This is a genomic window from Sphingomonas sp. NFR04 (assembly GCF_900114095.1).
In the GTDB taxonomy this organism is placed as follows: domain Bacteria; phylum Pseudomonadota; class Alphaproteobacteria; order Sphingomonadales; family Sphingomonadaceae; genus Sphingomonas.
This window is the reverse complement of the sequence record NZ_FORV01000009.1, coordinates 188,687-214,219: the sequence shown is the minus strand read 5'-3', so window position 1 is coordinate 214,219 and position 25,533 is coordinate 188,687. Positions and strand designations below refer to the sequence as shown.

Sequence of the window (25,533 nt, the reverse complement as noted above, 5' to 3'; positions counted from 1 at the left end):
GCTGTACGGATAACCGAACGATGAAGGCCGACCTTGCCGATCTCAATGCCTTCCTTGCGGTCGCGCAGGCGCGGGGCTTTCGCGATGCTGCTCGCGTCATCGGATCGAGTGCGTCGACGCTGAGCGAGGCTGTACGGCGGCTGGAAGCGCGGCTGGGCGTCCGGCTGCTCCACCGCAGCACGCGAAGCGTGACGCCAACCGAGGCGGGCGCGCGCTTGATGGAGCGCCTGGCCCCGGCACTGGGCGAGGTCGAGGCCGCGCTCGACGTCGTGAACCTGTTTCGCGATCGACCGGCGGGCACACTGCGACTCAACGTACCGGTCAGCGCGGCGCGGTTGGTGCTACCGCCGATCCTCCCGGGCTTCCTTGCGGCCTATCCAGATATTCGTATCGAGGTCGTCGCCGAGGACGGCTTCGTCGATCTGGTGGCGTCGGGCTGCGACGCGGGTATCCGCTATGACGAGCGGCTGGAGCAGGACATGATTGCGGTGCCGATCGGCCCGCGTTTGCAGCGTTTCGCCACGGCGGCGGCGCCGTCCTATCTAGACGCACGTGGGCGACCGGACCATCCGCGCGACCTGCTCGGCCATGCCTGCTTGTGCGGTCGCTTCACCAGTGGTGCGCTGACGAGTCCTTGGGAGTTCGAGCGTGATGCCGAGATCATCCGGATCGAGCCGCACGGCCCGCTCATCGCCAGCGTCGCCGGAGCGATTGATCTGCTGGTGGATGTGGCAGTCGCAGGAGGCGGCATCCTTCACTTGTTCGAAGATTGGCTGCGTCCGGCGCTGGATAGCGGATCGCTTGAGCCCGTGCTGCCGGACTGGTGGCAATCCTTTTCAGGGCCTTTTCTTTATTACTCTGGCCGTCGTCTCGTGCCGCCGCCGCTTCGCGCGTTCCTCGACTTCGTACGCGGCTAGCCATGCTGCCAATGCCGCGCGCGCGGATCCGGCCGTTCAGAACGTCGAAGGCGCTTTCTGGATGCGGACGGCCGGGTGGCCCAGTGGGTCGGCAGGCGCGTGCTTCGTCGCCGGCATCACCGGCGGTCTCACCAAGCTCGAGGCGTACCGCCAAGGCGTTGCGCAACGGCTTGCTCGATCTCGTTGAGCTCCGCTTGGCTGAGCACCCCAGCGACGCGCATCTTGCGCATCAGCTCCTCAACCAGAGCGGCGAGAAAGTGCAATTCTGCCCGTTCAGATCTGATGTCCTCGTCCGTTGTGCTAGCGCTCATACTGATCCCCTTTCGCGGATGCATTGTCCTGCGTTTTGCATAGAGGCCGATAAACAAAGAAGGATAACGCGGCGGATTTCTCGGATATGGCCAGCCGTTTGCGGGTGCCCGAGCAGCGCCCTCCGTTCAGCAGCACCATCTACTTCTCAGAACCGGACGCACCCGTACGGTGCCGAAACTTCCGATCGCCCGCCGCTTAACGGCGGCTCATGGCGCCATGCATTAATTGTTCGACGGGCACCTCATTTAGAACCCTGTAGCGGGCTTCGATCAGGCCGAACGCACCAAAGGCCAACAGACCAAACGCTACAAAGACATCGAACGGGCTCTTGAGCCAGGTCAAAGCCTGCGCAGTTCCGCCAGCTTCGCTCGCTCTCTCGTCCAGGCCTGCTAGAACTAGAAAAAAGCCTGAAATGACGAAGACGCAGCCTCGGGCCGCGTATCCTGCACGCCCACTCCACAACGCCCAAGGTTTGCGAGCTACCCGTTGTTCCAGATGTCGCAGGAATCTGGCTCTCGCGGCATTGACCAGTTGAACGATCCCAGCTCCGAGAAGGATGACTCCACCAGCAACCACCAGCGCTCCGCCACCCGGAAGGTGCAATGCTGTTCGAGCGCCGTCGCGCGTCCCGTCGCCTGCCGAGGCTACGCCTTGGATCAGGCGTATTGCCTGCCAGGAGAGCAGAAGGTGCACGATTCCACTCGCAGCGGCGCCGATGCGCTGCATCACACCCTTCCGGTTCGAACCGTGACGCTCGATGTCGAATGCTGCATCACTAAGCCGCCAGATGCTGTAGGCGAGCAAGCCTGCAGTGAGAACAATCAGCAACAGCTTACCGCCGCCTTCTCCGAGGTACTCCAACGCACCGCCGGGATCCTCGGCACGCCCGGTGGTGATGACGAGCAGAGCAATGACGATGTATAGCAGTCCACGCACTGCAAAGCCCAGGCGAGTCAAGCTCCGTAGCCGCGCGTTTACGTCCATTACATCCGTCTCCCTCAGACCGCAGCAACGCCATCGCCACTCGGCCGTTCCGGTGGTGACGAGGAAATCCGGCGGAAAGTCGAAGTCGCGCGCCCTTACTGAATCAGCCGGACAGCGGCCAAATTTTCTCTTGAGAGGCTCCGGGGCGCTCCCGGGAGCCGGTCGCTGGTGAGGGACGCCTGAACCAGCGTGGGATTGTTGCTGATGGAACTCGTTTACGGGCCGCTGGCCTAAGGCGGGGAGGCTAGTCCGCCCTCTCGCCATCGTAACGCAAGCGGTTGGCGTGGATCTGCTCCAGGTTTGCTCCCGCCCAGGTGCCAAGATCGCGAAGCGGGCGGGAAAGCGAATGGCCCAGCTCTGTCAAAGCGTATTCGACTTGGGGCGGAACCGTTGGATGTACCGTACGGCTCACCATGCCGTCCCGTTCGAGCGCCTTCAGCGTGCGGGTAAGCATCTGCTGCGAGATGCCGCCGATCGTGCGTTTTATGTCATTGAAGCGGCGGGGACGCTCGCTCAGTACCATCACGATCATGACGGTCCATTTGTCGCCGATGATCGTCAGCACGCCGCTCATCTTCCGGCAACGTTCACTCACCCCGGCTGAGGCAGGCATATCCATGTGACCTGGTCCTAAAAATATGCGTTCTTGGCGCATTAGCTGCAGTCACATAACTGGTCCAGGTCACAAATCCAGACCGGAGGTCCACAGTGAAGATCTTGCATCTCGATTCCAGCATCACAGGTGATGCCTCGGCCAGCCGCGCGATCTCTAATGCAATTGTGGAACGGCTTCTGGAGACCCGACCCGACGCCGTAGTCACATATCGGGATCTCGTTGCCGAGCCGCTCACTCACCTGACGTTCGAGACGTTCATGTCCCTCGACAAGGGAGAGGACGTTGAGCAGTTCCTCGCCGCGGATGTCGTCGTAATCGGTGCCGGCTTCTACAACTTCACGATTCCGAGCCAGCTTAAGTCGTGGATCGACCGCATCGCCGTGCGCGGCAAAACCTTCGGCTACAGTGAAAGCGGCCCGGTCGGCCTTGCGAAGGGGAAGCGCGTGATCATCGCGCTGGCGCGAGGCAACGTCTACAGCGACGGCTCTCCGTTCGCGGCTTACGAACATGCGGAAACGCTACTCCGCTCCGTCTTCGGCTTTGTGGGCGCGGACGTGGAGGTGATCGTTGCAGAAGGGCTTGGCCGAGGTGACGAAGCGCGTCGTACCGCGATCGACGTCGCGATCGCCAAGGCTGGCAGGCTGGAGCAGGCTGTTATCGCGTCGGCTGCTTAACGTCACCGCGTTGCGGCTTCGGTCCGGCCAAGGCCGGACCAGGCTGCTGCCGCCGATTCATGTCGAGGATAACGCCTCGCCCCCGAGTTGATGAGGCGGCTGATGAGAACGGAGCGAGCAGGGGCAGAGGAGCTAGGCAGCTCCGCGCCAACTTCCCGTCATCAGTACGCCTAGGCGCAGTTCTCAAGGGCGGACATTGCGCGACGGCCTGTTCCTGAATTGCTCCCGGGCCGCCGGTGGCGGTGCGCGAGCGGAGGACGGAAAAATGGAAGGTGGCAGCGACTTTCCCCGCGATCATAGCTCCTGACCACAACCGCAGCTTCGAAGTCCCTTTACGGCGCCTCCGCCTAGCTCACCCATTTGATGCGCTGTATGGCGAGCCCATGTGGAAGCGAGCAAATGAATGGGCGAGCCGGATGGCCAGCCGCACGGCGAACCTGTCGGGCTCGCCTCTTGCGATACTCCTGGTGGCGGTCTTCTGTGCCGTCTGGTTCCTGCGCGCCGGGCAGGCGGGAGAGAACACGCTAACGTTGATCCTGTCAGTAGCTTCGATCACCCTCACGCAGATGGTGTTGAACGGCCAGCGGCGGAGCGAGCAGGCGTTACATCTCAAGATGGATGAGCTCGTCTACGCGATCCGGGGAGCCCGCAACGAGATCGCTGGCATTGAAACAAAAACGGAGGAGGAGCTTGAAGCCCTGAGACGCACCGGTGACGCTGCCGAGGAGGAGCTGCGGGAAAGAGGTGCGGAGTGAAATCGGGTTTCGAGGATGTTCGCGCAACGCAGCTTCAGCGTATCGGCGGGCAGCTTTTGCCGAATTCGTAGTCGGCGAGGTGGGACTTGCGTCGGCGGTGCGCCGACCCGCCGCCGTTCAGCCGGCCGACCGCTCTGCCCTCAATCGGACGCCGATGGACGACGCCTAGTCACGGATCGATAACCTCAGCCTGCCCTTCGGCTTCTGATAGCCGGGTCTGGTACGCAGCGAACAAGGGCCCTTTTGAGACATCAAAGCGTCTGGCGTGGAGGATGTCTGTTAATTCGGAACGCTAGGCGAATCCCGATCCCCGAATGATGGCTTTTCTCCGGAAGTCGGACCTATAGCCACATGGTCGGTACCTGCTCGAGAAAGCACTTGTGACGATAACTGATAGCACGGGTCTGCGCCTCAGTGTCTATCTCCGCTTCCGCCCATTCGTGCCCGGAAGCTGCTTGGCAGGTTGCAGCCGCGTTGCGAAGCCGGCCCGTGCGAAACCAGAGTCGCCGGTTTTGGCGAGAGCTGCCGTTGAGCAGGGCGCGATTGAACGACCGGTAAGTCCCAGGACACGTCGGTCGCGGACTCGGCAGCAGTCGACCAAGATGCCTCGTTCCCATTATGGGCTGCAAACGGCAGCTTCTGGGCAAAGCTGCCGGTAGGCCAGCGCGAAACGCATCAAGCTCTGGCAGCGGTCGCAACCTCGTTTTCCGAAGCGAAGTTTGATGGTTTGAGGTACGGGTCACGCGCGTAAGCGATATCGCCGAGCGGGGCCGGAGTGGCCGGTCTCCTACCTCAAGCCCATCCGTACCGCGACCACGCAGGCCGGGCATCCGCCTGATCGACATTCCGCTCGGCACCAACCTCCAGGAGCTGGCTGCCTCAGCGCGGTGACCGTCGCTCTTGCCGAGAAGCGTCCGCGACAGATCACGATCAACGCCGAAATATGACTGGCAACTCGACGGAACCGCGGTGCTGATGCATCTAAGGGGCGAGGGAAAACTGTGAGTTCAGATCAGCTAGCTGTTTGGGTCGGTCGCCACATCCTGCCGCACGAGCGACAGTTGCGTGTCTGGTTGCGTGCGGCGTTTCCGGCGGTGGACGTGGATGATGTCGTGCAGGAAGCCTATTGCCGAATCAGCGGCCTCGAACACTTCGACCATATCGACGACCCGCGCAGCTATTTCTTCCGTGCCGCGCGCAACGTCGTGCTGGAGCAGATTCGGCGCGAGCGCGTGGTCAGCATCGGTGCCGCCAGCGGCCTTGCCGACCTGGACAATGCCCCCGATCCCGCCCAGTCGCCCGAAGAGATCGTCGCCGGCCGCCACATGATCACCCGGATCGAGCGATTGATCGACGCGCTGCCCGATCGCGCGCGGCAGGTGTTCCGGCTCCGCAAGATCGAAGGCATGGCACAACGCGACATCGCCTTGCGGCTGCGCATCCCCGAAACCGCGGTCGAGAACGACGTCGCCCGCGGCCTGCTCCGGATCCTCGGCCAACTGAGCGAGGAGGAGAAGGCCGAGCTGCCGATCCGGCGCCGGGCCGCGCGGCACGGCAAAAGGCGGGAAACTGGAGGGCGGCTATGATCGATGAGATCGCCTGCCGCTGGGCCGCCGCGATCGATCGCGGGCTGAGCGAGGCGGAAGAGACCGAGCTCGAGACCTGGTTGGCACAGGATCGCCGGCATCGCGGCGCGCTGCTGCGCACCAGGGCGGCGATGAGCCTGCTCGATCAGCGACATGCGCTGCCTGACTGGGAAGGGCTGTCGCCGGTTCGATCGCGTCGCCGGCACTGGTTGACGGTCAGCGCCGGCGCGGTCGCGGCGGTGCTGGTCGCCGCCTGGGGCACCGGCTTGTGGCTCGACCGCGGGGAAGTGATCGACACGCGGGTGGGTGAGATCCGCAGCCTGCAATTGGCCGACGGATCGGTTGCGGTCGTCAACAGCGGGACGAAGCTCCGCGTGGCGTTCACCCGCGCCGAGCGTCATGTCGAGATGACCAAGGGCGAGGCGTGGTTCGAGGTCGCGCACAACAAGGCACGGCCGTTCGTGGTTGCGAGCGGCCCCTATCGCGTGCAGGCGGTCGGCACCGCCTTTGATGTGCGGCGGGAGGGGGAAGCCGCGCGAGTCGTGGTGACCACCGGCGTGGTGAAGATCTGGTCGGTCGACAGCGACGAACCGGCGCGGCGTGTCGCGGCGGGCGAATGGGCGGTGCTGCAGGCCGGGAAGACGATCGCGACAAGGGCGATGCGTCCCCAGACATCGGATCAGCAACTGGCCTGGCGCGAGCGAAGGATCGTGCTGGACAACATGACGCTGGGCGAGGCGGCGGCCGAGTTCAACCGCTATAACGTCACCCGGCTGGAGGTTGCGCCGCAGCTTGTCGGCAGGCGCGTAGTCGGCTGGTTCCGCATCGATGATGTGGACGGTTTTGCGGCTTCCAGCGCGGCAATGGTGGGCGGGCGCGTGGAACGGGTCGATCGGCCAGGCGAGGGATCCATTACCCGGATCCTGCCTTAAAATATTTGAAGCGACGACGGAAGTTGCGGGGCCGTGCATCCTTGGATCAGCGCCGAACGAAGCGCGTTCGACATTCCAGGGAGAGGTGCCTTGCGCCACAGCCAGATTTACAGCGTCTCGATGGCGGCTATCGTCGTCATGCTCGCGACCCCCGCCGCAGCCGTCCAGACCGTTCGCGACTTTGATGTGCCGCGCCAGCCCGCCGCCGCCGGGCTCGTCCGGTTCGCGCAGCAGGCGAACATCCAGATCATCGCGCCTGGCGACGCTACGAACGGCCACACCGTTTCGGAGGTGAAGGGCCAGTTCAGCATCGAGGAAGGGCTGCGCAGGCTGATCGCGCGCAGCCATTTGCGACTGATCTCCTTCGACGGCCGCACCGCCGTGATTGCCGCGGCCGATCCGGTGGCTGCGCGCAGCCTCGGCCGTCGGGCGCCGCGCGATGCGGCTGCCGGCGCGCAGTCGAGCGTTCCAGCGACCGAGATGGCCCAGGCCGAGGACAGCCCGGAGAACGAAATTATCGTCACCGGCAACACCTCCGACAAGCGCACGCTGTTCAACTCCTCGTCTAACGTCACCCTGGCGAGTGCCGCCGACCTGCAGCGGAAAGCGCCGCGCTCCACGGCGGATACGCTGGAACTGGTTCCCGGGGTGTTCGTGGAGGGTACGGCAGGGCCGATCTCCAACAATTATTCGGTACGTGGCCTGCGTGGCGGCGGTCAGACCTTCATCACGCTGGAGGAAGACGGCATGCCGATCCTCTATGGCGGCGGCGGCGCGGACTTTTATTTTCAGAACGACATCACCATCAATCGCCTCGAAGCGGTCGAGGGCGGGACCTCGGGCGTGCTCGCCCCCAATGGCGCCGGAGCGACGATCAACTTCATCTCGATGAAGCCCAATCACGACCGGGCGACGGCGATGGTCCGCTTCACCGGCGCGACCTATGGCGATCTTCGCGCCGACGGCTATTTCTCGGCACCGATCGCGGATGGCTGGGCGTTCAATGTCGGCGGTTATGTCACTTCGCAAAAGGGCGTGCGGCGCACCCCCTTCACCTTTAACGCCTATGACGTGAAGGCGATGCTGGAGAAGAAATTCTCCAATGGCGGCCTGCTCCGCTTCACCATCAAGAATGGCGACAAGCATTTTCCTTATTACGCCGACATGCCGTTCCGGGTGGCCGCCGATGGCACGATCAGCAGCGTGCCCGGACTAAACCTCAAGCGCGACGATGTCGGTGGGCGAGGCTTCACCGAGTTCATGGTCCCTGACGCGCCTGCAACCGGCACGAGCCTGCGCCGTTTCAGCTCCGCAGACGGCGTCCATGTCAAGTCGACCACCTATCGCGTCGACCTGGAAATGCCGGTCACGCCGAGCGTGCGCCTGTTCGCCCGGGCGCGCTATCTGGACGGCTCCTATGACTTCAACGGCATCTTTCCCGGCAGCGGGTCGGGCACCGCGGGGCTGACACCCGCGCTCAGCTACCTGACGCCCGCCATCTCGCCGCTCGCCGGGCTGACCCCGCTCCAGGGATCGTCGCAGACCTACTTCCAGGTCGCGGCGCAGCGCTTCCCCGGGGTTGCCCAATATGGACTGCGCAACATCCGCACGGGCCAGGTGATCGCCGCGTCGAACACCGCTGCGCTGAACAGCCTGAACGGCAATGGCCTGCTCCAGCAGACCGTTCTCAACCACCAGACGCTCGCGACCAAGGATTTCGGTAGCGACTTCGGGGTGAAATGGGATGCGAGCGGCAGCAACCTGGACAATTCGCTCACCGTGGGCGGCATGGTCTATAATGTTCGCCGGCGGAACGATCAGTCTGCGGTGGCGACCGTTCTCAACGACGTGCGCAACGACTCCAACGTGTACGACATGGTCGCGCTGAACGCGGCAGGGGGCGTGCTGGGGTCGCTGACCAACAACGGCATGGTCAATTACGGCAATTGGGGCCAAGGGCTGTTCAACGACGAGGTCACATCGCTCTCCGCCTATTTCAACGACGAGCTGACCATCGGGGATCGGCTGCATATCGACTTCGGTGCGCGGTACGAGCACCAGCATGTGCGGGTCGATATCGGCAACACGGCGAGAGACAACGCGCCGGTGCCGGCAGGCACGGTGGGTCTGTATGACAATGTCGGCAGTACGTTCGACGGCACCTATGCGCGCCAGAGTGCCAATTATTCCGACTGGGCCTTTACGGGCGGCGTCAACTACGAACTGACCGACCATGTCGCGCTTTATGTCCGCGGTGCGCGCGGGTTCCAGACCAATGGCGGCGACACCGGCGGGACCCATAAGCCGACAGAGCTGACGCTGTATGAAGGCGGCGTTCGGTTCAAGGCGTCCGCCTTCAACGCCTCGATCATTGGCTTCCGCACCGAATTTCGCGACCAGTCCTATCAGTTCGTCAACCCGGCGAACGCGGCGCAGGCGAGCAACGCGCTGGCAGACAACACCACCAATGGCGTGCAGCTCGATGCCACCTTGCGGCCGGTACGGTTCTTCAGCCTGAGCGTGCAGGGCGTGTACCAGGAGCCAAAGCTCGGCAATCTGCGCTTCGACGGGGTCGCGCAGCCGCAATATGACGGCAACACGCCCGAGCGCACGCCCAAGAAGCTGCTTACCGTCACCCCGTCCTTCATCTTGCCGGGCGGGTTGGGCGAGATCTATGGTCGCTACAAATATGTCGGCAAGATCTTCGCCGACAGCGGCAACGGCATCGCGCTGCCCGCCTACGGAGTGTTCTCGATCGGCGCGAGCCTGGATGTCACGCCGCGCCTGAACCTGTCGGTCAGCGTCGACAACCTGACCGACGTGAAGGGCTTTACCGAGGGCAACCCGCGCCAAGGCCAGACTCAGTCGATCGTCGACGGCTATTTCTACGGCCGTGCCATCGTCGGGCGTAACGCGCTGATCAGCGCGACGCTCAAGCTGTGAGGGTGAAGGTGGCGCTGCGGCGGTCGCTGGGGCTGGCGGCGGGGTTGTTGTTGACCGGTGCCGCCCCCGGCGCCGCACCGGTCGAGCAATATGCGGTGCGCGAGGGACTGAACCTCAACAGCTTCACGCGTGCGGGTCCGGTCGCGGCGCATGTCGTGCTGCGATCGGGCCGGCAGCCGCGGCTGCTCGTCGCCTTTCCCGCGGGCAACAGCGGCACGGCGCTATGGTTCGAGCCGCTCGCCAGGGACGCCGAATGGCGTCTGGAGGGCGTCCCCCAACCGATCACGCTGCGCGACGCCAAGGGACGGCCGCTCCACGGCGTCCGGTTCGTCGCGACGATCAACGCGGATCGCCTGGTGCCCCACCAGGCGGTTTTGTCGAGCATTCGCGTCCTCCGCGACTACCAGGCGCTGGGGAAGGCGCCTGCCGCGGTGCTGACCGCGCCACGGGTGACGGGCGACGGGATCCGCTGGTCGCGCGATCGGCTCGACGGCGCGGCGGGCTATGACTTGGCGGTGACGGTCGTCGGCGGCCGCATCGCGGGCGGTGCCATTCTCGCCGGCCGGGACGGCCGGATCCGCATGGCCGTAACGGCGGTAACGGGCGAGACGCCGCTCTCGCCGCGCGGCGGTGCGGAACTCCTCACCGCTACCGCGCAAGCCGATCCGGGCGCGCGCAACGCGCTCACCTTCCTCAGCTATGCCGAGAAGTATCTGGCCGGATCGTGGCGGTTCGACACCTATTTCGGGCGCGATACGCTGATGTCGGTCCGTTTGCTGATGCCCGCGCTGCAGCCCGCGGCGGTGGAGACCGGGCTGGAATCGGTGCTCACCCGCCTGTCTCCGCAAGGCGAGGTCGCGCATGAGGAGGATATCGGCGAATTCGCCATCCTCGACCACCAACGGACCGACGGCACCCTGTCCGACGCGCCGGTCTACAACTACAACATGGTCGACAGCCACTATATGCTGGCGCCGGTCGCGCGGGCGTGGCTGCTCGACGATCCACGCGGGAGGGCGCGAGCACAGGCCTTTCTGGCGCAGCGAATCGGCGGCGAAACCATGGGGGCGCGGCTTGTCCGCAACCTGCGCTTCGTCTTGCAAACGGCAGCGCCCTTCGCGCGTGATCCGGTGGCCGCGCATCTGGTCGCACTCAAGCCCGGCATGGATGCGGGCGAGTGGCGCGACAGCAATGACGGGCTGGCAGGCGGCCGCCTGCCCTATGACGTCAACGCCGTACTCATTCCTGCGGCGCTCGATTCCGCCGCGGCGTTGCACGCGAGCGGATTGCTCCGTCCCTATCTGGCTGACGGCGATCCGGCTGCCTTCACGCAAGCCCGGGCGGTAGCCGATGTCTGGCGTGCCAAGGCGCCGCCCTTGTTCGACGTGACTCTGCCGGCGGCAGACGCACGGCGCGCGGTCAGCGACTATGCGCGCACTGTCGGGGTGCCGGACGCGCCCGCGCTGGCCGCGATCGGCGCCCAGCCCATACGCTTCCCGGCCATTGCGCTGGATGCGCAAGGCAATCCGATACCGGTGCAGAACAGCGATCCCGGCTTCGCGCTGCTGTTCGAAAAGCCTTCCGCAGAGGCACTGGAGGTCATGACGGCGAGCCTCATCGACGCCTTTCCGGCCGGGCTGCGCACCGGTGCGGGCATGCTGGTCGCCAACCCGGCCTTTGCCGGGGCGGGGATACAGCGGAAATTCTCGCCTAATGCCTATCACGGCACGGTGATCTGGAGCTGGCAGCAGGCGCTCGTCGCCGCCGGGCTGGCGCGACAGCTCGATCGCAAGGACCTGCCCGCCAATGTCCGCCACCGGATCGCCCGCGCGCAATCCTGCCTTTGGGACGGGATCGAGAAGACGCGCAGCGTGCAGAGTTCCGAGCTCTGGTCATGGCGCTATGCTGATGGCCGCTACCAGGTCGTGCCCTTCGGTGCTGCGGGGGCGGATGTCGACGAGTCCAACGCTGCGCAGCTGTGGAGCACCGTTTATCTGGCACTGCGCCGGCCGGCAGGCCCGGCAATCGCCTGCACAGGCGGATGACGCTCGCGGGCACGCGTGAGAGTGGCTAGACGGAGCGCTATGACCGACAATCGCATTCGCCGGATCGTGATACTGGGTGGCGGAACGGCGGGCTGGATGAGCGCGGCCGCCCTGTCGCGCGCGCTGGCGGGGCAACGCGTCGCCATCACGCTGGTCGAATCCGACGCGATCGGAACGATCGGGGTGGGCGAGGCGACCATCCCCACCATCCACTGGTTCAACCAGATCATCGGCCTGGACGAGCGCCAGTTCATGGCTGAGACCAAGGCGACGGTGAAGCTCGGCATCGAGTTCGTCGGCTGGAACGGCGAGGGGAGCCGATATTTCCACCCCTTCGGCACATTTGGGCCGCCGGGCGACGGCACGATGTTTCTCCACCGCCTCATCCGTGGACGTATGGACGGCGATACAGCGCCGACCGAGGTTTATTCGCTGACGGCGCAGGCAGCGCGCTCGGGCCGCTTCGCCCGGCCGGTGCCCGATCGCCGCTCGCTCCTGTCAACCTTGGGTTATGCCTATCACTTCGACGCAGGCCTGTACGCACGCTACCTGCGCGGGCTGGCAGAGCGGGCAGGCGTGACCCGGGTGGAGGGCATGGTCGGTTCAGTCCAGCAGGACGGCGAAGGCGGTTTCGTCCGGTCGCTGACGCTGGACGACGGGCGCGTCGTCGAGGGCGATCTCTTCCTCGACTGTTCGGGGCTGCGCGGCTTGCTGATCGGGGAGACGCTGGGCGTCGGCTATGACATCTGGTCGCACTGGCTGCCCTGCGACCGCGCATGGGCGGCGCCGAGCGCCGCGGAAACGCATCTCACCCCGTTCACCCGCGCGACGGCGGCCGAGGCAGGGTGGCGCTGGCGCATTCCGCTCCAGCACCGGGTCGGCAATGGCTATGTCTTCGCCAGCCGCTTCCAGGACGAGGCAGCGGCGCGCGCCTCGCTGCTGGCTGCGATGGAGGGACCGCCGCTTGCCGATCCGCGCCTGATCCGCTTCACGCCAGGCATGCGGCGCGAGGCATGGCGTGCCAATGTGGTGGCGATCGGCCTGTCGAGCGGATTTCTCGAGCCGCTCGAATCAACCAGCATCCATTTGATCCAGAGCGGCCTCGCCAAGCTGCTGTCGCTCTTTCCGGCAGCCGACTGTTCGCCCCTGCTGGCACGGCAATTCAACCGCGTGTTCGGGCAGGAGATGCTTGATATACGCGACTTCCTGATCCTCCATTATCATGCGACGGCGGGGCGGGAGGAGCCGATGTGGCGCGAGCGGCAGTCGATGGCGATCCCCGACACGCTCACCGAACGCCTTGCCCATTTCCGGAGCTCAGGCCGGATCGTCTTGTCCAGCGATGAGCTGTTCCGTGACGCGAGCTGGTTCGCGGTGCTCGATGGCCAAGGAGAGCGGCCCGGTGATCATAACCCCTTGATCGAAGGGATCGAGGCCCAAGAGAATCTACGCCAACTGACGGCGTTGAGAGCGAACATCGCGCGAGCGGCGGAAGCTTTGCCGGCGCTATCGCCCGCCTAGAAGCGCGGAATGGACTGCCCAAGACCCAAGCCATCCCGACAAGCTGGATGGAGTACTGCGCATCCCGTCCGACGATACCGCAAAAGATGCCACCTATTGCCGAGCGCGCGCGGTTAAGCCAAATTGGACCCGACATGGGCATAGATATCGCCCCTGTTCTTGCACGTTGTCCGAGGCATATCTAGCCTTTGAGGCTTGGTATGCCGCTGTCAGGTTCCTCTATGGCGGCAGAGCGCATATTGGTGCTCGACACATGGTTCCCATGGATAGGCTTGGTCGCCGCCGCGGTCCTGCTTGTCCTGCTGAGCATGGATAGCTTGCGCGCCGATTTGCGGATCCCGCGCTGGCGTGACCTCAGCTGGCTTTCATGGGCCGGTGTGGCAGCCTATCTGATCCACAACGTCGAAGAATATGGGTTCGACTTCCACGGCCAGGCCTACGCCTTCCCGAAGGCGTTCTGCGGCATGTTCGGCTATGCCGCGCTCTATCCACAATGCCCCGTGCCTGGTGAGGTGTTCACCGCCGTCAACATTCCCATGTTCTGGCTTGCCGCTCCGCTGGGCGCCTGGATGAGCCGGCGATACCGCTTCATGGGGCTCGCGATCTACAGCGTGATTGTGGTCAACCTGGCGGCGCATGTCGGGCGGGCGCTGGTTTCAGGGGGGCAGTACAATCCTGGCCTGCTAACCGCGATCCTCATCTTTCTGCCGCTGGCCGGATGGACGCTGATCGGGACGGGGGCGCTGGCCAAGCGGGAACTGGCGGCCGTTGTTGGCATCGGCGTGATGGTCCACGCGATCCTGATCTTCGGGATGCTGCTACTGATTACCGGCGTGGTGCGTGAACCCGGCGTTGTTGTGGTGCTGCAATCCCTCAATGCCGGGGTCCTAATCCTCGCGACCTTTGCGGCAGAGAAAATGGGCCTCCGCCAGCGATGATGCTCTTGGCCTAGGCAGCAACCGACCGGGATATGCCATTCCACGCTGGTCACAGCGATGACAGTGTATCGTCGGGCCAGTAGCTTTTGTCTGCGAATGGCGGTCGGCCGGCCGGCCGACCGTCAGAACCCCAACAGTCGATCCATTTCAGGTGCGACTGCCGCTCGCCGTCATCGAGCCGGCAGCTCGCGCCGGCCGAAGCGGGCGTAGAGCGTCGGCAGGACGAACAGGGTGAGCAACGTCGCGGAGATCAGCCCGCCGATGACGACGGTCGCGAGCGGCTTCTGCACCTCCGCTCCCGCGCCATGCCCCAGCGCCATCGGCACGAAGCCGAGCGAGGCGACCAGCGCGGTCATCGCGACTGGCCTGAGCCGTGCCAATGCCCCCTGATGAGCCGCCAGCGCGCGATCCATGCCGGCACGCATCAGGTCATGGATGGACGACACCATGACGAGGCCGTTGAGGACGGCGATACCGGACAAGGCGATGAAGCCGACTGCCGCGGAAATGGAGAAGGGCATCCCGCGCAGGACCAGCGCCAGAACCCCGCCGACCAGCGCCAGCGGAACGCCGGTAAAGACGATAGCCGCGTCCCGCACCGAACCGAGCGCCCCATAGAGCAGCAGCAGGATGACGACGAAACAGATCGGCACCACGAGCGCGAGACGATCACGCGCCGACGCCAGGTTCTCGAACTGGCCACCCCATTCCAGATAGGTGCCTGCCGGCAGCTTCACCTGGTCGTCGATCGCTTCGCGGGCATCGGCAACCACGCCCGCCACGTCGCGGTCGCGGACGTTCGCCTGTACCACGACACGCCGCTTGCCGTTCTCGCGGCTGATCTGGTTCGGCCCGTCCACCACCGCGATGTCCGCCACGGTCGATAGCGGCACGAAGCCACCGCCCGCGAGCGGCACCGGCACCTGACCGACTGCCGTCGGGTTCGATCGCGCGCTCTCGGCCATCCGGATCACGACGGGAAAGCGTCGGTCGCCCTCGAAGATGACGCCCGCCTGCCGGCCCCCGATCGCCGCGGCGACCGTGTCCTGCACGTCGCCGGCCGTCACCCCAACCCGGGCCATGGCGGTGCGGTTCGGGCGGATGTCGAGCATCGGCAAGCCCGCGGTCTGCTCGACCCTCACATCGGCCGCGCCCCGGGTCTTGCGGAGAATGGCCGCGATGCGCTCGGCGGTTGCGTTCATCTCGCCGAAGTCGTCGCCGAACACCTTGATGGCGATGTCGCCCCGCACGCCCGCGATCAGCTCGTTGAATCGCATCTGGATGGGCTGGGTGATTTCATAGGTGTTGCCGGGCAGCGAGGAGAGACGCTTCTCCAGCCGCTCCACCAGTTCCTCCTTGCTCAGGCCAGGATCGGGCCATTCCCTTTTCGGCTTCAGGATGACGAACGTGTCCGTGGCATTCGCTGGCATCGGGTCGGACGCGATCTCCGACGTACCGGTGCGCGAGAAGGCGAAGCGGACCTCGGGCGCCTTGGCGAGTGCCTTTTCCACCTGGAACTGCATCGCTTGGCTCTGATCGACCGATGTGCCCGGGATGCGCACCGCCTGGACAAGCACGTTGCCCTCGTCGAGCTGGGGCAAGAACTCCTGGCCCAAGGTGCTGAAGGCGGCCGCGGCAAGGGCCAGCGCGCCGATCGCGACGCCAATGGTGAGGCTGGGGCGACGCATCGCCTTGTCCAGGCCCGGTCCGTAGCGTTGCCGCAGGAACGTCACCGCCCAGCTCTCCTTCTCCTCGACCCGCTTGCTGAGCGCGATGGCGATCGCCGCCGGCACGAAGGTCAGCGACAGGATGAAGGCGAACACGAGGGCGATGATGACGGTGAGCGCCATCGGCTCGAACATCTTGCCCTCGGTGCCGGTGAAGGTGAGCAGTGGCGCATAGACGAGGATGATAATCGCCTACCCATAGACCGAGGGGCGGATCATCTCGCGCGCGGACGCAGCAACCAGACCGAGCCGCTGTTGCAAGGTCAGCGCGTCCTCACGGCCATGCTGTGCCTGGGCGAGACGACGCAGGGCATTCTCCACGATGATGACCGCGCCGTCGACGATCAGGCCGAAGTCGAGCGCGCCAAGGCTCATGAGGTTGGCCGAGACGCCGGCCTTCAGCATGCCGATGCTGGTGAGGAGCATGGTGATCGGGATCACGAAAGCGGCGATCAGCGCGGCGCGGAAGTTCCCGAGCAACGCGAACAGGACGACGATGACCAGCACCGCGCCCTCGGCGAGATTGCGGGCGACCGTCGAGATGGTGGCGTTCACCAGTTCGGTGCGGTTGAGCACCGGCTTGACGATGACATCCACCGGCAACGAGCGGCCGATTTGTGTGAGGCGCTCTGCAACCCCGGTGGAAACGGTGCGACTGTTCTCGCCGATCCGCATGACGGCGGTGCCGACCACCACCTCATGCCCGTTCTCCGATGCCGATCCCATGCGCAGCGCCTGACCCGTGCGCACGGTCGCGATCTGGTTGAGCAGGATCGGCACGCCCTCGCGGGTTGCGACGACCGTCCGTGCCAGCTCGTCGGCATTGCGGACGCGGCCATCGGCGCGCACCGCCAGCCCCTCGCCGTTACGGTTGACGACGCCCGCCCCTGCGCTGGTGTTGTTGCGCTCCAATGCCGTGGCGAGGTCCTGAAGCGTGAGGCGCATCGCCGCCATGCGCTGCAGGTCGGGGACGACGAGATACTCCTTGGTGTAGCCGCCAAGGGAATCGACCCCCGCCAGCCCTTCGGTACTCTTGAGCTGGGGCGTGACGATCCAGTCCTGGACCGTGCGCAGATAGGTTGCCTTGTCGGCCGCGCCGACGAGGTGATCGCCTTCGGGCGTGATGTAACTGCCGTCACGTTGCAGGCCCGGTTCGCCGTTGCGGTGGTTTACCTGGTCCAGCTCGCGGTATTCGACGGTCCACATGAAGATATCGCCGAGCCCGGTCGCGATCGGCCCCATTTCCGGGTTCACGCCTTCCGGCAGGTCTTCCTCCGCGGTCCGCAGCCGCTCTGCGACCTGCGCCCTGGCAAAGTAGATATCGGTCTTCTCGGTGAAGACGGCGGTGACTTGGGCGAAGCCGTTGCGGCTGAGCGAGCGCGTGTATTCAAGGCCGGGGATACCGGCGAGCGCAGTTTCGACGGTGAACGCGACCTGCTTCTCGACCTGATCGGGGGGGAGGGCGGGCGCGACGATGTTGATCTGCACCTGGTTGTTGGTGATGTCGGGAACGGCGTCGATCGGGAGCTGGCGCAGCGCGCCGGCCCCGACCAGCGCCGCGGCGAGCGTGAGAAGCAGGACCAGCCAGCGTTTCTCGACGGACAGGGTGACGATGCGACCGATCATGGCTCAGTCCTCATCCCCACCCTCACCCTTGCCGAGTTCGGCCTTGAGCGTGAAGCTGTTGGTGGAGGCGATCCGTTCGGGCCCGCCAAGGCCGGACGTGACGACGACCTGACCGCCGTTGGTGCGGCCAAGCGTCACCGGAGTGGCGCGGAAACCGGTCGCGGTACGCACGAAGACGAAAGGCTTGTCCTCGATCATCTGGACCGCGGCCGATGGCACTGCGACGGTTCGGTCGCCGCTCGCCGGAACAAGGATCGATAGGTTGACCGTCTCGCCGATGCGCCATGGGGCACCGGCATTGTCGAGGCTGACGATCACCGGCACCAACCGGGTGGTTTCGTCCAGAACCGGCGAGACGAAGGTGACGCGACCCTCCTGACGGCGACCGGCAGCCGTGACCTCCACGCGAGCGCCGGGCCTGACCCGACCTGCATCGGACGGAACAAGCGACGTCGTTACCGTCACCTTCGACAAATTCGCGACGCGGAACAGCTCGGCATCGGCCGCGACCGTCTGCCCGAGCGTTGCCGAACGCGCGACGACCTGCCCGGCGATCGGGGAGCGTACCGCGATGCGGTTGAGCGATCCGCCGCCGCTTCCGGTCGCCGACAATTGCTGCTGCGCCAGGCGCAGAGCGATGCCGGCTTCCGCGGCGGCGGTTCGGGCGGCGACCAGATCCTGTTCGGGCGACACACGCTCGGCGAACAGGCGCTGTTCGCGGCGCAGGTTGGATTGCGCGAGCGCGGCGCGCGCGCGGGCGGCCTCCACTTCCGCCTTGAGGGAAGCCGCTTCCCGGCTCTCGATGATGGCAAGCGGGTCGCCACGCCCGATCGATTGACCGAGATTGCGGGTCAGGGAAACGAGCCGGCCACCCACGGCAGCCGACACCACCTGCACGCCCTGCGGATCGCCCTCGATCGTCGCCGACAACTCGATCGCACCGGCAACCCCGCCCATCGTCGGGCGCGTCACCTCGATGCCGGCATCGGCGATCTGCTGCTCGGAAACCGTGACGATATCCTTCGGGCCTTGCCTGGTTTCGCCGCCTTCGGCCGCTTCGGTCTTCTCCGCTCCGGCCTTCTCGCTGCCGGCTCCTCGGCCGCAGCCGGCTAGGAGGGCGGCCAGGGTCACGGGCGCAAGCGCGCGCATGATGGTCTTCTTCATTGATCATTGTCCTCGGACGAGGGCGCCGCGGCGACGAGCCGGTCCAGGCGTGCCTTGGCGTCGTGATAGGTGGCGAGCGCGTCGATCGCGGCGGTGCGCGTCTCGGAAAGGGTGCGCTCGGCATCGAGCAGGTCGAGTTGGCCGAACTTGCCCTCGCGGTAGCCGATCCGGGCGATGCGAGCGGCCTCCGTCGCGGAGGCCAGTGCCGGGCCGCTCGCGTTGCGCGCGGTCGTGGCGGCGTTCGCTACCTCAGCCTGGGCGCTGGCAATCGCCTGTGCGCTGTCCAGCTCGGCGGCTCGGCGCAGGGCCTGGGCCTGATCGCTCCGGGCGCGCGCCTGCGAGATGGCAGCCTTGCCGTTGTTGAACAGCGGAAAGGGCACTGAAACACCGAACACCGCAGCCACGTCGTTGGTGGCCTCAAGCCGACGCGCGCTGGCGCTGAGCGTCACGTCGGGAACCCGCTGGGAGCGGGCGAGCCGCACCTGTGCCTCGGCCGTGGTCACGTCCGCGCGCGCCGCTGCCAGCGCGAGCGTGCCGGCCGGCTCAATCGGCCGGGCCGGACCATAGCCCTCCACGCGATCGTACCAGGCAAGGTCGAGCGATCCGGTTATGGGCCGCCCGATGCGCCGCGCGAGATTGGCGCGCGAAACCTCGGCGAGGCGCTGGGCCCGCGCAACGGCTGCTTCCGCGTTGATGCGCAGCACGTCCGCGCGCTGCTGCTCCAGCGGCGAGGCACGTCCCGCCTGCACCCTTATGCCGGCCGCGCGTACCGCTTCGCCGGCTGTTGCGGCCTGCTCTCGCGCCGTCACGAATCGGCGCTCGGCCGCTGCCGCCTCGATGTAGAGTCGGGTGATGGCAAGCCGCAGATCGGCCTCGGCCAGCGCCGTGTCGATCCGCGCCCGGTCGGTCACGGCATTGGCGACGGCGATGCGCGCCGAACGCTTGCCACCCAGCTCGATTGGAAAGGCAAGGCCTGCCGTCGTCTCGGCGCTGCGGATGCCGCGATACTGCCCATTCCCGGCGATGTTCTCGATTTCGGCAACGATAGAGGGGTTGGGGCGATAGCCCGCGACAGTACGACTTGCCTCGGCCGCGCGAATGCCCGCTGTCGCCGCTTCGATGCTGGGGGCGGTCGCACCGGCAAGGGTCAACGCCTGCTCGAGCGTGAGTGGTGGATTGGTTGATGTCGGGACGGACGACTGCGCCTGCGCGATCGACGCGCACGACGCCACGGCAAGAAGGGCCGCGATGAAACGGTGCATGGGAAACATACTCCTGACGAACGGCAAGAACCCGCACGGGGAGGGGTCCCGGCGGCGCTAGGCGTTCGTCAGGCTTGTGGAGGCCGTAGTGCCGGGTCGGACGGCACAGGCGCCATCGGGTCATGGCTCCATGCCAGGGGCGCCATGTGCAGCCTGCCTAAAGGTGCGCCGGCATCGGCCATGAATGGAATGCCGATATGGTGCCCATGACAGCCGCCATGATGATGCGGGTAGGCCTTGTCACCGTCTCCCTGCACCTGGTCAGCGTCCCCATCGCTGTGTTCGAGCGCGCTGGCCTCGGTGCCATCGACGCACGCGACGCCCTCGGTCGCGTGCGCGACCGATCCCAGCCCGAGCGACAGCGCAAGCAGGAGACAGAGGAACAGGGCGGACAGCCGGTGCATCGAACGGTGCCATAGCAGCTAACCCGCCCCTTTGTAACAACGCGTGGAGCGAGAGCGGCACGCATCGGCACCCTCGGCCTGCACCCACCGCGCTTGCGGGTGATCCCGCCTTGACGAGCAGGGTGGAGAGGCGACACCGGACCATTAGCGTCCGATACCAGCCCCTTCAGGTTGCCCGGTGTCCCTCCGCCGGAGAGCGGCGCCCCGGGCTGCAACCGCTTTCCCAACGATCTGTCGCATCTCGTCAGGAGGGAGTGGGCAGGCCAATCCGGCGCTTCAATTGCGCCCTCGATGCATGCAACGCATCCTTTGCGGCATCGTCATCAAGGGCACGAGCCAGCGTCATCGCGCCGACCATCTCGGCCAGGACCGAGGCTGCCAACGCCTCCGGGTCCGGTGCACCGAACGCGGTGAGCGCCTTGGCCAAGGCTGCACGGAACGCGGTGATGCCGTCGGCAAAGCGCGCGCGCGCTGCGGCGGGCATCCGGCATGCTTCGCCACCCAGGCTGGGCAGCGGGCAGCCGCCGTCGGTGCGCCTCCGCGTGTCTTCGGACAGATAATAGTCGATGAGTTCGGACAGGCCCTTGGCCGCCGCATTCCCGCCGAGATGACGCTGCAGCACGAACGCGCTGTCTTGGAACATCCGGTCGACGGCATGCGCCACCAGATCGTCGCGATTCTCGAAATGAGCGTAGAACCCGCCATGCGTCAGGCCTGCCCGCTTCATCAGCGCGGCGACGCCGATGCCGTCGGCGCCTTTTTCGCGCATCGCCTTCGCCGCCTCGTCGAGGATGCGGGCGCGCGTGCGCTCCTTGGGGGTCATCGCTTCGCTCATCAACTCCTCGTTTCCCATCCTCCGCCCAATGCACGAACCGCCGCGACGGATGCGCGGGCGGCATCGGCGCGAGCACCGGCGAGGCGATCCTGGGCCTCCAGCAGCGCACGGTCTGCATCTAGCACGTCGACCAGCGCCAGCGCGCCGCCCGCATAGCCCTGCCGTGCCTGGTCGCGCGCGCGGGTGAGCGACGCGACCTGCTGTTCGCGCAAGGTAATCTCCGCCCGCGCTTCGGCAAGGCGGGTGATCGCGGTTTCCACGTCTTCCGTGGCCCGTAGCACCGACCCGCGGAACTGGGCCAGCGCCTCCGCCTCGCGACCGCGAGCCTGCGCTACTTCGGCATCCACCCGACCGAAGTCGAACAGACGCCAGCGAAGTCCTGCCCCGCCGCTCGCCTGCAGGCCGGCGCTGGTAAAGAGGCCGCCCGTGCCGATGCTGGCGAAGCCGAGCAGCCCGTTCAGCGCCAGATGGGGGTAATAGTCGGCGAGGGCGGCCCCGGTCCGCGCACTACTCGCGGCGAGCCGGCGTTCCGCGGCTACGAGATCCGGGCGACGACGCATCAGTTCGCCCGGCACGGCACTGCCGCCGGGATCAGGCGCGTCGGGCGTCGCCCTGGCGGTGGCCAGATGGAGCGGGTCCGATCCTGCCTGCAGCCCGGTCAGCACGTCGAGGCGATGGATCTGCCCGGCGATCGCGGCGCGCAGCGGGGCGAGGCTGGCCTCGATCCCGGCGCTTTCGCCCAGCACGCGGTGCAGTTCGCGCTCTGCGACCAGGCCCTGCTCGGCCTGCAGGCGGACCAGCGCGGCCAGTTGGCGTTCCGTTTCCAGCTGTTGCGTGACCACCTCGTATCGGGCCTGCAGGCCGCGGAGCTGCAGATAGGCGTCGGCGGCTTCCGCGGCCACGCTCAGCCGCACCGCGGCCGCGTCCGCAGCACTCGCGGCATAGTCGGCGCGTGCTGCTTCGCGCCCGCGCCGTAGCCCGCCGAACAGGTCCAGTTCCCAGGATGCCTGCGGCCCGACCGTGTAGAGCGAATAGTCGCGCGGCAGATCCAGCCGGTCCGCCACCGTGCCGACGGGGGTGCGCAGCGATTGGCGGGTCCGCTCGCCTGAGGCGGCGAGGTCCAGCTGGGGCAGCAGGGCGGCACCGCTTGCGCCCGCGGCTGCGCGGGCCTGCTCCACGCGCGCGGCGGCGGCGGCGATGTCGAGATTCTGCGCCAGTGCCGCTTCCACCAGCGTATCGAGGACGGGATCGCCGAAGCGGCGCCACCACTGCGCGTCGGACGCGGCGATGGGCACGGGCGCGTGATAGGTGGCGGACAGCGCGATCTCGGGGCGGGTATAGTCCCGTCCGGCGGCGCAGCCGGATAGCGTGGAGACGGCGAGCAGGGCAGGGGCAAGGCGCATGGCGCGGACTCCTCAGTGCGCCGCATCCGGCGGCGGCGGGGCGGCATTGGCGGGCGGGCGGCAGAAGGGCACCATCACCAGCGCGGCGATGAACATCCAGGCAAGCAGGCGAAACACGTCGTCGAAGGCGATCGTCAGTGCCTCTCGGCCCACCAGCTGGGCGAACAGGCCCTGCGCCATCGCCGCGGCTTCGCGCGGATCGGGGGCGATCTGGCCGAGGCGGCGCGCGATGGTCGCCACTGCGTCGGTCGCGGCGCCTGGGTGCGTGCCGAGCGACTCGCCAAGCCGCGTCGAGGCGATGCGGGCATGGTCGCGCAGCAGCGTGTTGACGACGGCGATGCCGATCGCCCCGCCCAGGTTGCGCATCAGGTTGAACAGGCCGGAGGCGTAGCGCAGCTCGGCCGGCGGGAAACCGGCCAGCGCCATGGTCACGCTGGGTACGATGCACAGCATCAGCGCCAGCCCCCGCACCGCCTGCGGCACGAAGAACTCCCAGAAGCCCCAGCTGCTCGTCATGCTGGAGGTGAGCCACAGGCTCCAGGCGAAGAGCGACAGGCCGACGGTGATCATCCAGCGCATGTCGACCCGCTGGCTCAGATAGGCGCTGATAACCACGCTGAGCAGCTGGGTGATGCCGACGACGAATACCGTGGTGCCGATCTGGAGCGAGTCATAGCCTCGGATGCGGGCGAGATAGACCGGCACCAGATAGATCGCCGAATACATGCCGATGCCGATCACGAAGTTGAAGGTGCAGGCAAAGGCGAAGGTCGGGCGGCGGAAGGGCTGCAGCCGCACCAGCGGGTTGGTCGAGCGGAAGGACCGCTCGAGGAACAGCACGAACGCCACCGCCGAGCACCACGCCGCCACGGCGATCCCCGGATCGCCGAACCAGTCCTTTCGCGGCCCTTCCTCCAGCACATATTCGAGGCCGGCCAGGAACACCGCCATCGCGACGAAATGGCTCCAGTCGATTCGGGCGAACATCGACGGCGTCGCCCGGTCGACCCGCAGGATCTGCGAGGCGAGCAGCGTCACGATCACCCCGGGCAGGATGTTGATGAAGAACAGCCAGCGCCAGTCGAGCGCCTGGGTGATCGCGCCGCCCGCGCTCGGCCCCAGCGTGGGCGCCAGCACGCTCACCGTGCCGAGGATGGCGGGGATCAGCGCGCGCTGCTTGCCGGAAAAGATCGTGAAGCCGACAGCGAAGACCAGCGGCACCATCGCGCCGCCGGTAAAGCCCTGCAGCGCGCGGAAGGCGATCATCGATTCCATGTTCCACGACAGCCCGCACATCAGGCTGGAGAAGGTGAACATGCCGGCCGACAGGACGAACAGCCACCGCGTCGACATCGCGCCGGCGAGATAGCCGGAGAGCGGAATCATCACGAGCTCGGCCATCAGATAGGCCGTCTGCACCCAGCTGACTTCGTCCGGCCCGGCGGCGAGTCCCGCCTGGACGTCGCTGAGGGACGCGGAGACGATCTGGATGTCGAACAGCGCCATGAACTGGCCGAACGCCATCACGCCGAAGATCAGGAACTTGCGCGCGGTCGGCATGGCCGACGGGTCTGCCGACCAGTCCTGCCCCAGTGCCTGCAACCATCCGGCCAACGCGATTCCTTTCGATCCGGCAAAATTGGGACTCGACATATGATGGACGTCATATAATATGATGATCGTCATATGGGCAAGGCATTTCTGCAAGGAGGCGCGAGATGAGCGCAGAGCCGATCGGGGAACAGGTGGTGGAGCTGCGGCGCCCGGACATGGCAAGCGGACCGGCGGAAGCATCGTCGGCATCTGCCAACCGTCGGAGTCGGCGCCTGCCCGGCAGGCGCGTGCTCTTCGTATCGGCGCTCGCACTGGTTGTTGCGGGCGGCGGCGCGCTGTGGATCACGGCCACCCCCTCCGTCGAAGCGACCGACGATGCCTACGTGGCGGCCGATTCGACCACCGTTGCACCCAAGGTCCGCGGCTTGGTCGGCGCGGTGTATGTGCGCGACAATCAGCTTGTGCATGCCGGCGATCCGCTGGTGCGGATCGACCCGGAGGAGTTCGACGCCAAGGCGGCGAGCGCTCGCGCCGATCTGGCCGATGCCGATGCCAACATCGCCGCGGCGCGTGCGGCGCTCTCGAGCCTGGATGCGGAAGAGCGGCTCGCCGCGGCGCAGGTGACCGCTGCGCGCACCACGATCCGCTCGACCGCGGCCGAGGCGGCGCGCGCCGAAGCCGATGGTCGCCGCTACGATGCACTGGTCGCAACCGGCGCGGTGGCCGCTCGCGATGCCGAGACCTACCGCACCAGAGCCATTGGTGGCGCCCAGGAGGCGGCGAAGGCGCAGGCCCTGCTCGCCGTGGCGCAGCAGCAGGCGGCGGTCACGGCGGCGCGTCGGCCCGGCTTGCTGGCCACGCTCGAACAGGCGGAGGCAGCGCGGCTGCGCGCGGTCGCAGCGCTCGATCTCGCCCGGCAGGACCAGGGGCATGCGCTGATCCGCGCGGCGGTGGACGGCGTGGTGGGCAACCGGCAGGTGCGGGTGGGAGACTATGTCCAGCCCGGCTCACGGCTGCTCACGCTGGTGCCGATGCACGCGCTCTACGTCACCGCGAATTTCAAGGAGACGCAGACCCGCGACATGCGGGTCGGCCAACGCGCAACGATCCGCATCGACGCGCTCGACCATCCGCTGACCGGCCATGTCGAGAGCTTCGCGCCGGGCACGGGCTCCAGCTTCTCGCTGCTGCCGTTCGAGCCCGGCACCGGCAATTTCACCAAGATCGTCCAGCGCGTGCCCGTGCGCATCCGCTTCGACCCCGGCCAGGCCATCGATCAGGCGCTGCGCCCCGGCCTGTCCGTCACCGCCAAGGTGCGGCTGTCCCACTGATCCC

The 25,533-nt window shown here is 66.5% G+C and carries 19 protein-coding genes and 1 pseudogene; 10 read left to right on the top strand and 10 right to left on the bottom strand.

The window, feature by feature from the left end; all coding sequences use genetic code 11:
* Window positions 1–20 precede the first annotated feature (20 nt).
* A complete protein-coding gene (locus BM009_RS20875; protein ID WP_093299216.1) occupies window positions 21–917 on the top strand; it encodes a LysR family transcriptional regulator in 897 nt (298 codons plus the stop codon).
* Window positions 918–1,045: 128 nt separating this feature from the next.
* Here BM009_RS20875 and BM009_RS20870 read toward each other — a convergent pair whose 3' ends face one another.
* The 3 genes from BM009_RS20870 to BM009_RS20860 form a co-directional block, all read right to left on the bottom strand.
* Complete coding sequence (locus BM009_RS20870) at window positions 1,046–1,228, bottom strand: hypothetical protein (RefSeq protein WP_093299213.1); 183 nt, start codon at window positions 1,226–1,228, stop codon at window positions 1,046–1,048.
* Window positions 1,229–1,424: 196 nt separating this feature from the next.
* On the bottom strand, window positions 1,425–2,213 hold the full coding sequence (locus tag BM009_RS20865) for a DUF1206 domain-containing protein (RefSeq protein WP_175488156.1): 789 nt from the start codon (window positions 2,211–2,213) through the stop codon (window positions 1,425–1,427).
* A gap of 244 nt (window positions 2,214–2,457) precedes the next feature.
* Window positions 2,458–2,787, bottom strand: coding sequence for a winged helix-turn-helix transcriptional regulator (locus BM009_RS20860; protein ID WP_093299209.1), 330 nt, complete (start codon window positions 2,785–2,787; stop codon window positions 2,458–2,460).
* 134 nt (window positions 2,788–2,921) lie between these two features.
* On the opposite strand from BM009_RS20860, the gene BM009_RS20855 reads away from it, so the two are divergent.
* From BM009_RS20855 to BM009_RS20820, 8 genes are all read left to right on the top strand, one after another.
* Window positions 2,922–3,503, top strand: a complete 582-nt coding sequence (locus tag BM009_RS20855; RefSeq protein ID WP_093299206.1) for an FMN-dependent NADH-azoreductase — start codon at window positions 2,922–2,924, stop codon at window positions 3,501–3,503.
* Between the two features lie 416 nt (window positions 3,504–3,919).
* Complete coding sequence (locus BM009_RS20850) at window positions 3,920–4,258, top strand: low affinity iron permease family protein (protein ID WP_175488154.1); 339 nt, start codon at window positions 3,920–3,922, stop codon at window positions 4,256–4,258.
* A gap of 1,061 nt (window positions 4,259–5,319) precedes the next feature.
* On the top strand, window positions 5,320–5,844 hold the full coding sequence (locus BM009_RS20845) for an RNA polymerase sigma factor (RefSeq protein WP_093299202.1): 525 nt from the start codon (window positions 5,320–5,322) through the stop codon (window positions 5,842–5,844).
* Window positions 5,841–6,776 carry a FecR family protein gene (locus BM009_RS20840; RefSeq protein ID WP_093299200.1) on the top strand — a complete coding sequence of 312 codons (936 nt, stop codon included), beginning with the start codon at window positions 5,841–5,843 and terminating at the stop codon, window positions 6,774–6,776. The genes BM009_RS20845 and BM009_RS20840 overlap by 4 nt, the downstream gene beginning before the upstream one ends.
* Window positions 6,777–6,866: 90 nt before the next feature.
* On the top strand, window positions 6,867–9,719 hold the full coding sequence (locus BM009_RS20835) for a TonB-dependent receptor (RefSeq protein WP_093299198.1): 2,853 nt from the start codon (window positions 6,867–6,869) through the stop codon (window positions 9,717–9,719).
* 2 nt (window positions 9,720–9,721) lie between these two features.
* Window positions 9,722–11,764 (top strand): hypothetical protein, encoded by a 2,043-nt coding sequence (locus BM009_RS20830; RefSeq protein WP_254772391.1) that lies wholly within the window; start codon window positions 9,722–9,724, stop codon window positions 11,762–11,764.
* Between the two features lie 39 nt (window positions 11,765–11,803).
* Window positions 11,804–13,285, top strand: coding sequence for a tryptophan halogenase family protein (locus BM009_RS20825; protein ID WP_093299192.1), 1,482 nt, complete (start codon window positions 11,804–11,806; stop codon window positions 13,283–13,285).
* A 221-nt stretch (window positions 13,286–13,506) separates the two neighbouring features.
* Complete coding sequence (locus BM009_RS20820; RefSeq protein ID WP_175488153.1) at window positions 13,507–14,223, top strand: HXXEE domain-containing protein; 717 nt, start codon at window positions 13,507–13,509, stop codon at window positions 14,221–14,223.
* Window positions 14,224–14,393: 170 nt separating this feature from the next.
* Here BM009_RS20820 and BM009_RS20815 read toward each other — a convergent pair.
* The 7 genes and pseudogenes from BM009_RS20815 to BM009_RS20785 form a co-directional block, all read right to left on the bottom strand.
* A pseudogene (locus BM009_RS20815) lies at window positions 14,394–17,576 on the bottom strand (efflux RND transporter permease subunit).
* A 3-nt stretch (window positions 17,577–17,579) separates the two neighbouring features.
* The gene (locus BM009_RS20810; RefSeq protein ID WP_093299187.1) at window positions 17,580–18,740 is read right to left on the bottom strand and encodes an efflux RND transporter periplasmic adaptor subunit; all 1,161 of its coding nucleotides are present in this window, start codon (window positions 18,738–18,740) and stop codon (window positions 17,580–17,582) included.
* On the bottom strand, window positions 18,737–20,002 hold the full coding sequence (locus tag BM009_RS20805) for a TolC family protein (RefSeq protein ID WP_093299184.1): 1,266 nt from the start codon (window positions 20,000–20,002) through the stop codon (window positions 18,737–18,739). Before BM009_RS20805 ends, BM009_RS20810 begins: the two co-directional genes overlap by 4 nt.
* 68 nt (window positions 20,003–20,070) lie before the next feature.
* Entirely contained in the window at window positions 20,071–20,406 is a 336-nt protein-coding gene (locus BM009_RS22420; protein ID WP_139216701.1) for a hypothetical protein, read from the bottom strand.
* Between the two features lie 244 nt (window positions 20,407–20,650).
* A complete protein-coding gene (locus BM009_RS20795; RefSeq protein ID WP_093299179.1) occupies window positions 20,651–21,241 on the bottom strand; it encodes a TetR/AcrR family transcriptional regulator in 591 nt (196 codons plus the stop codon).
* A complete protein-coding gene (locus tag BM009_RS20790; protein ID WP_093299176.1) occupies window positions 21,241–22,644 on the bottom strand; it encodes an efflux transporter outer membrane subunit in 1,404 nt (467 codons plus the stop codon). Before BM009_RS20790 ends, BM009_RS20795 begins: the two co-directional genes overlap by 1 nt.
* Window positions 22,645–22,656: 12 nt before the next feature.
* Window positions 22,657–24,258 carry a DHA2 family efflux MFS transporter permease subunit gene (locus BM009_RS20785; protein ID WP_254772390.1) on the bottom strand — a complete coding sequence of 534 codons (1,602 nt, stop codon included), beginning with the start codon at window positions 24,256–24,258 and terminating at the stop codon, window positions 22,657–22,659.
* Window positions 24,259–24,362: 104 nt separating this feature from the next.
* Here BM009_RS20785 and BM009_RS20780 point away from each other — a divergent pair, with 104 nt between their 5' ends.
* Complete coding sequence (locus BM009_RS20780; RefSeq protein WP_217644241.1) at window positions 24,363–25,529, top strand: HlyD family secretion protein; 1,167 nt, start codon at window positions 24,363–24,365, stop codon at window positions 25,527–25,529.
* The last annotated feature ends 4 nt before the right edge of the window (window positions 25,530–25,533 follow it).

Coding starts and splice junctions, on each gene's coding strand:
- BM009_RS20825 (WP_093299192.1), top strand. CDS start 11,804: ATGACCGACAATCGCATTCGCCGGATCGTGATACTGGGTGGCGGAACG.
- BM009_RS20805 (WP_093299184.1), bottom strand. CDS start 20,002: ATGCACCGTTTCATCGCGGCCCTTCTTGCCGTGGCGTCGTGCGCGTCG.
- BM009_RS22420 (WP_139216701.1), bottom strand. CDS start 20,406: ATGCACCGGCTGTCCGCCCTGTTCCTCTGTCTCCTGCTTGCGCTGTCG.
- BM009_RS20810 (WP_093299187.1), bottom strand. CDS start 18,740: ATGAAGAAGACCATCATGCGCGCGCTTGCGCCCGTGACCCTGGCCGCC.
- BM009_RS20780 (WP_217644241.1), top strand. CDS start 24,363: ATGAGCGCAGAGCCGATCGGGGAACAGGTGGTGGAGCTGCGGCGCCCG.
- BM009_RS20820 (WP_175488153.1), top strand. CDS start 13,507: ATGGCGGCAGAGCGCATATTGGTGCTCGACACATGGTTCCCATGGATA.
- BM009_RS20840 (WP_093299200.1), top strand. CDS start 5,841: ATGATCGATGAGATCGCCTGCCGCTGGGCCGCCGCGATCGATCGCGGG.
- BM009_RS20850 (WP_175488154.1), top strand. CDS start 3,920: ATGGCCAGCCGCACGGCGAACCTGTCGGGCTCGCCTCTTGCGATACTC.
- BM009_RS20870 (WP_093299213.1), bottom strand. CDS start 1,228: ATGAGCGCTAGCACAACGGACGAGGACATCAGATCTGAACGGGCAGAA.
- BM009_RS20860 (WP_093299209.1), bottom strand. CDS start 2,787: ATGAGCGGCGTGCTGACGATCATCGGCGACAAATGGACCGTCATGATC.
- BM009_RS20865 (WP_175488156.1), bottom strand. CDS start 2,213: ATGGACGTAAACGCGCGGCTACGGAGCTTGACTCGCCTGGGCTTTGCA.
- BM009_RS20875 (WP_093299216.1), top strand. CDS start 21: ATGAAGGCCGACCTTGCCGATCTCAATGCCTTCCTTGCGGTCGCGCAG.
- BM009_RS20795 (WP_093299179.1), bottom strand. CDS start 21,241: ATGAGCGAAGCGATGACCCCCAAGGAGCGCACGCGCGCCCGCATCCTC.
- BM009_RS20790 (WP_093299176.1), bottom strand. CDS start 22,644: ATGCGCCTTGCCCCTGCCCTGCTCGCCGTCTCCACGCTATCCGGCTGC.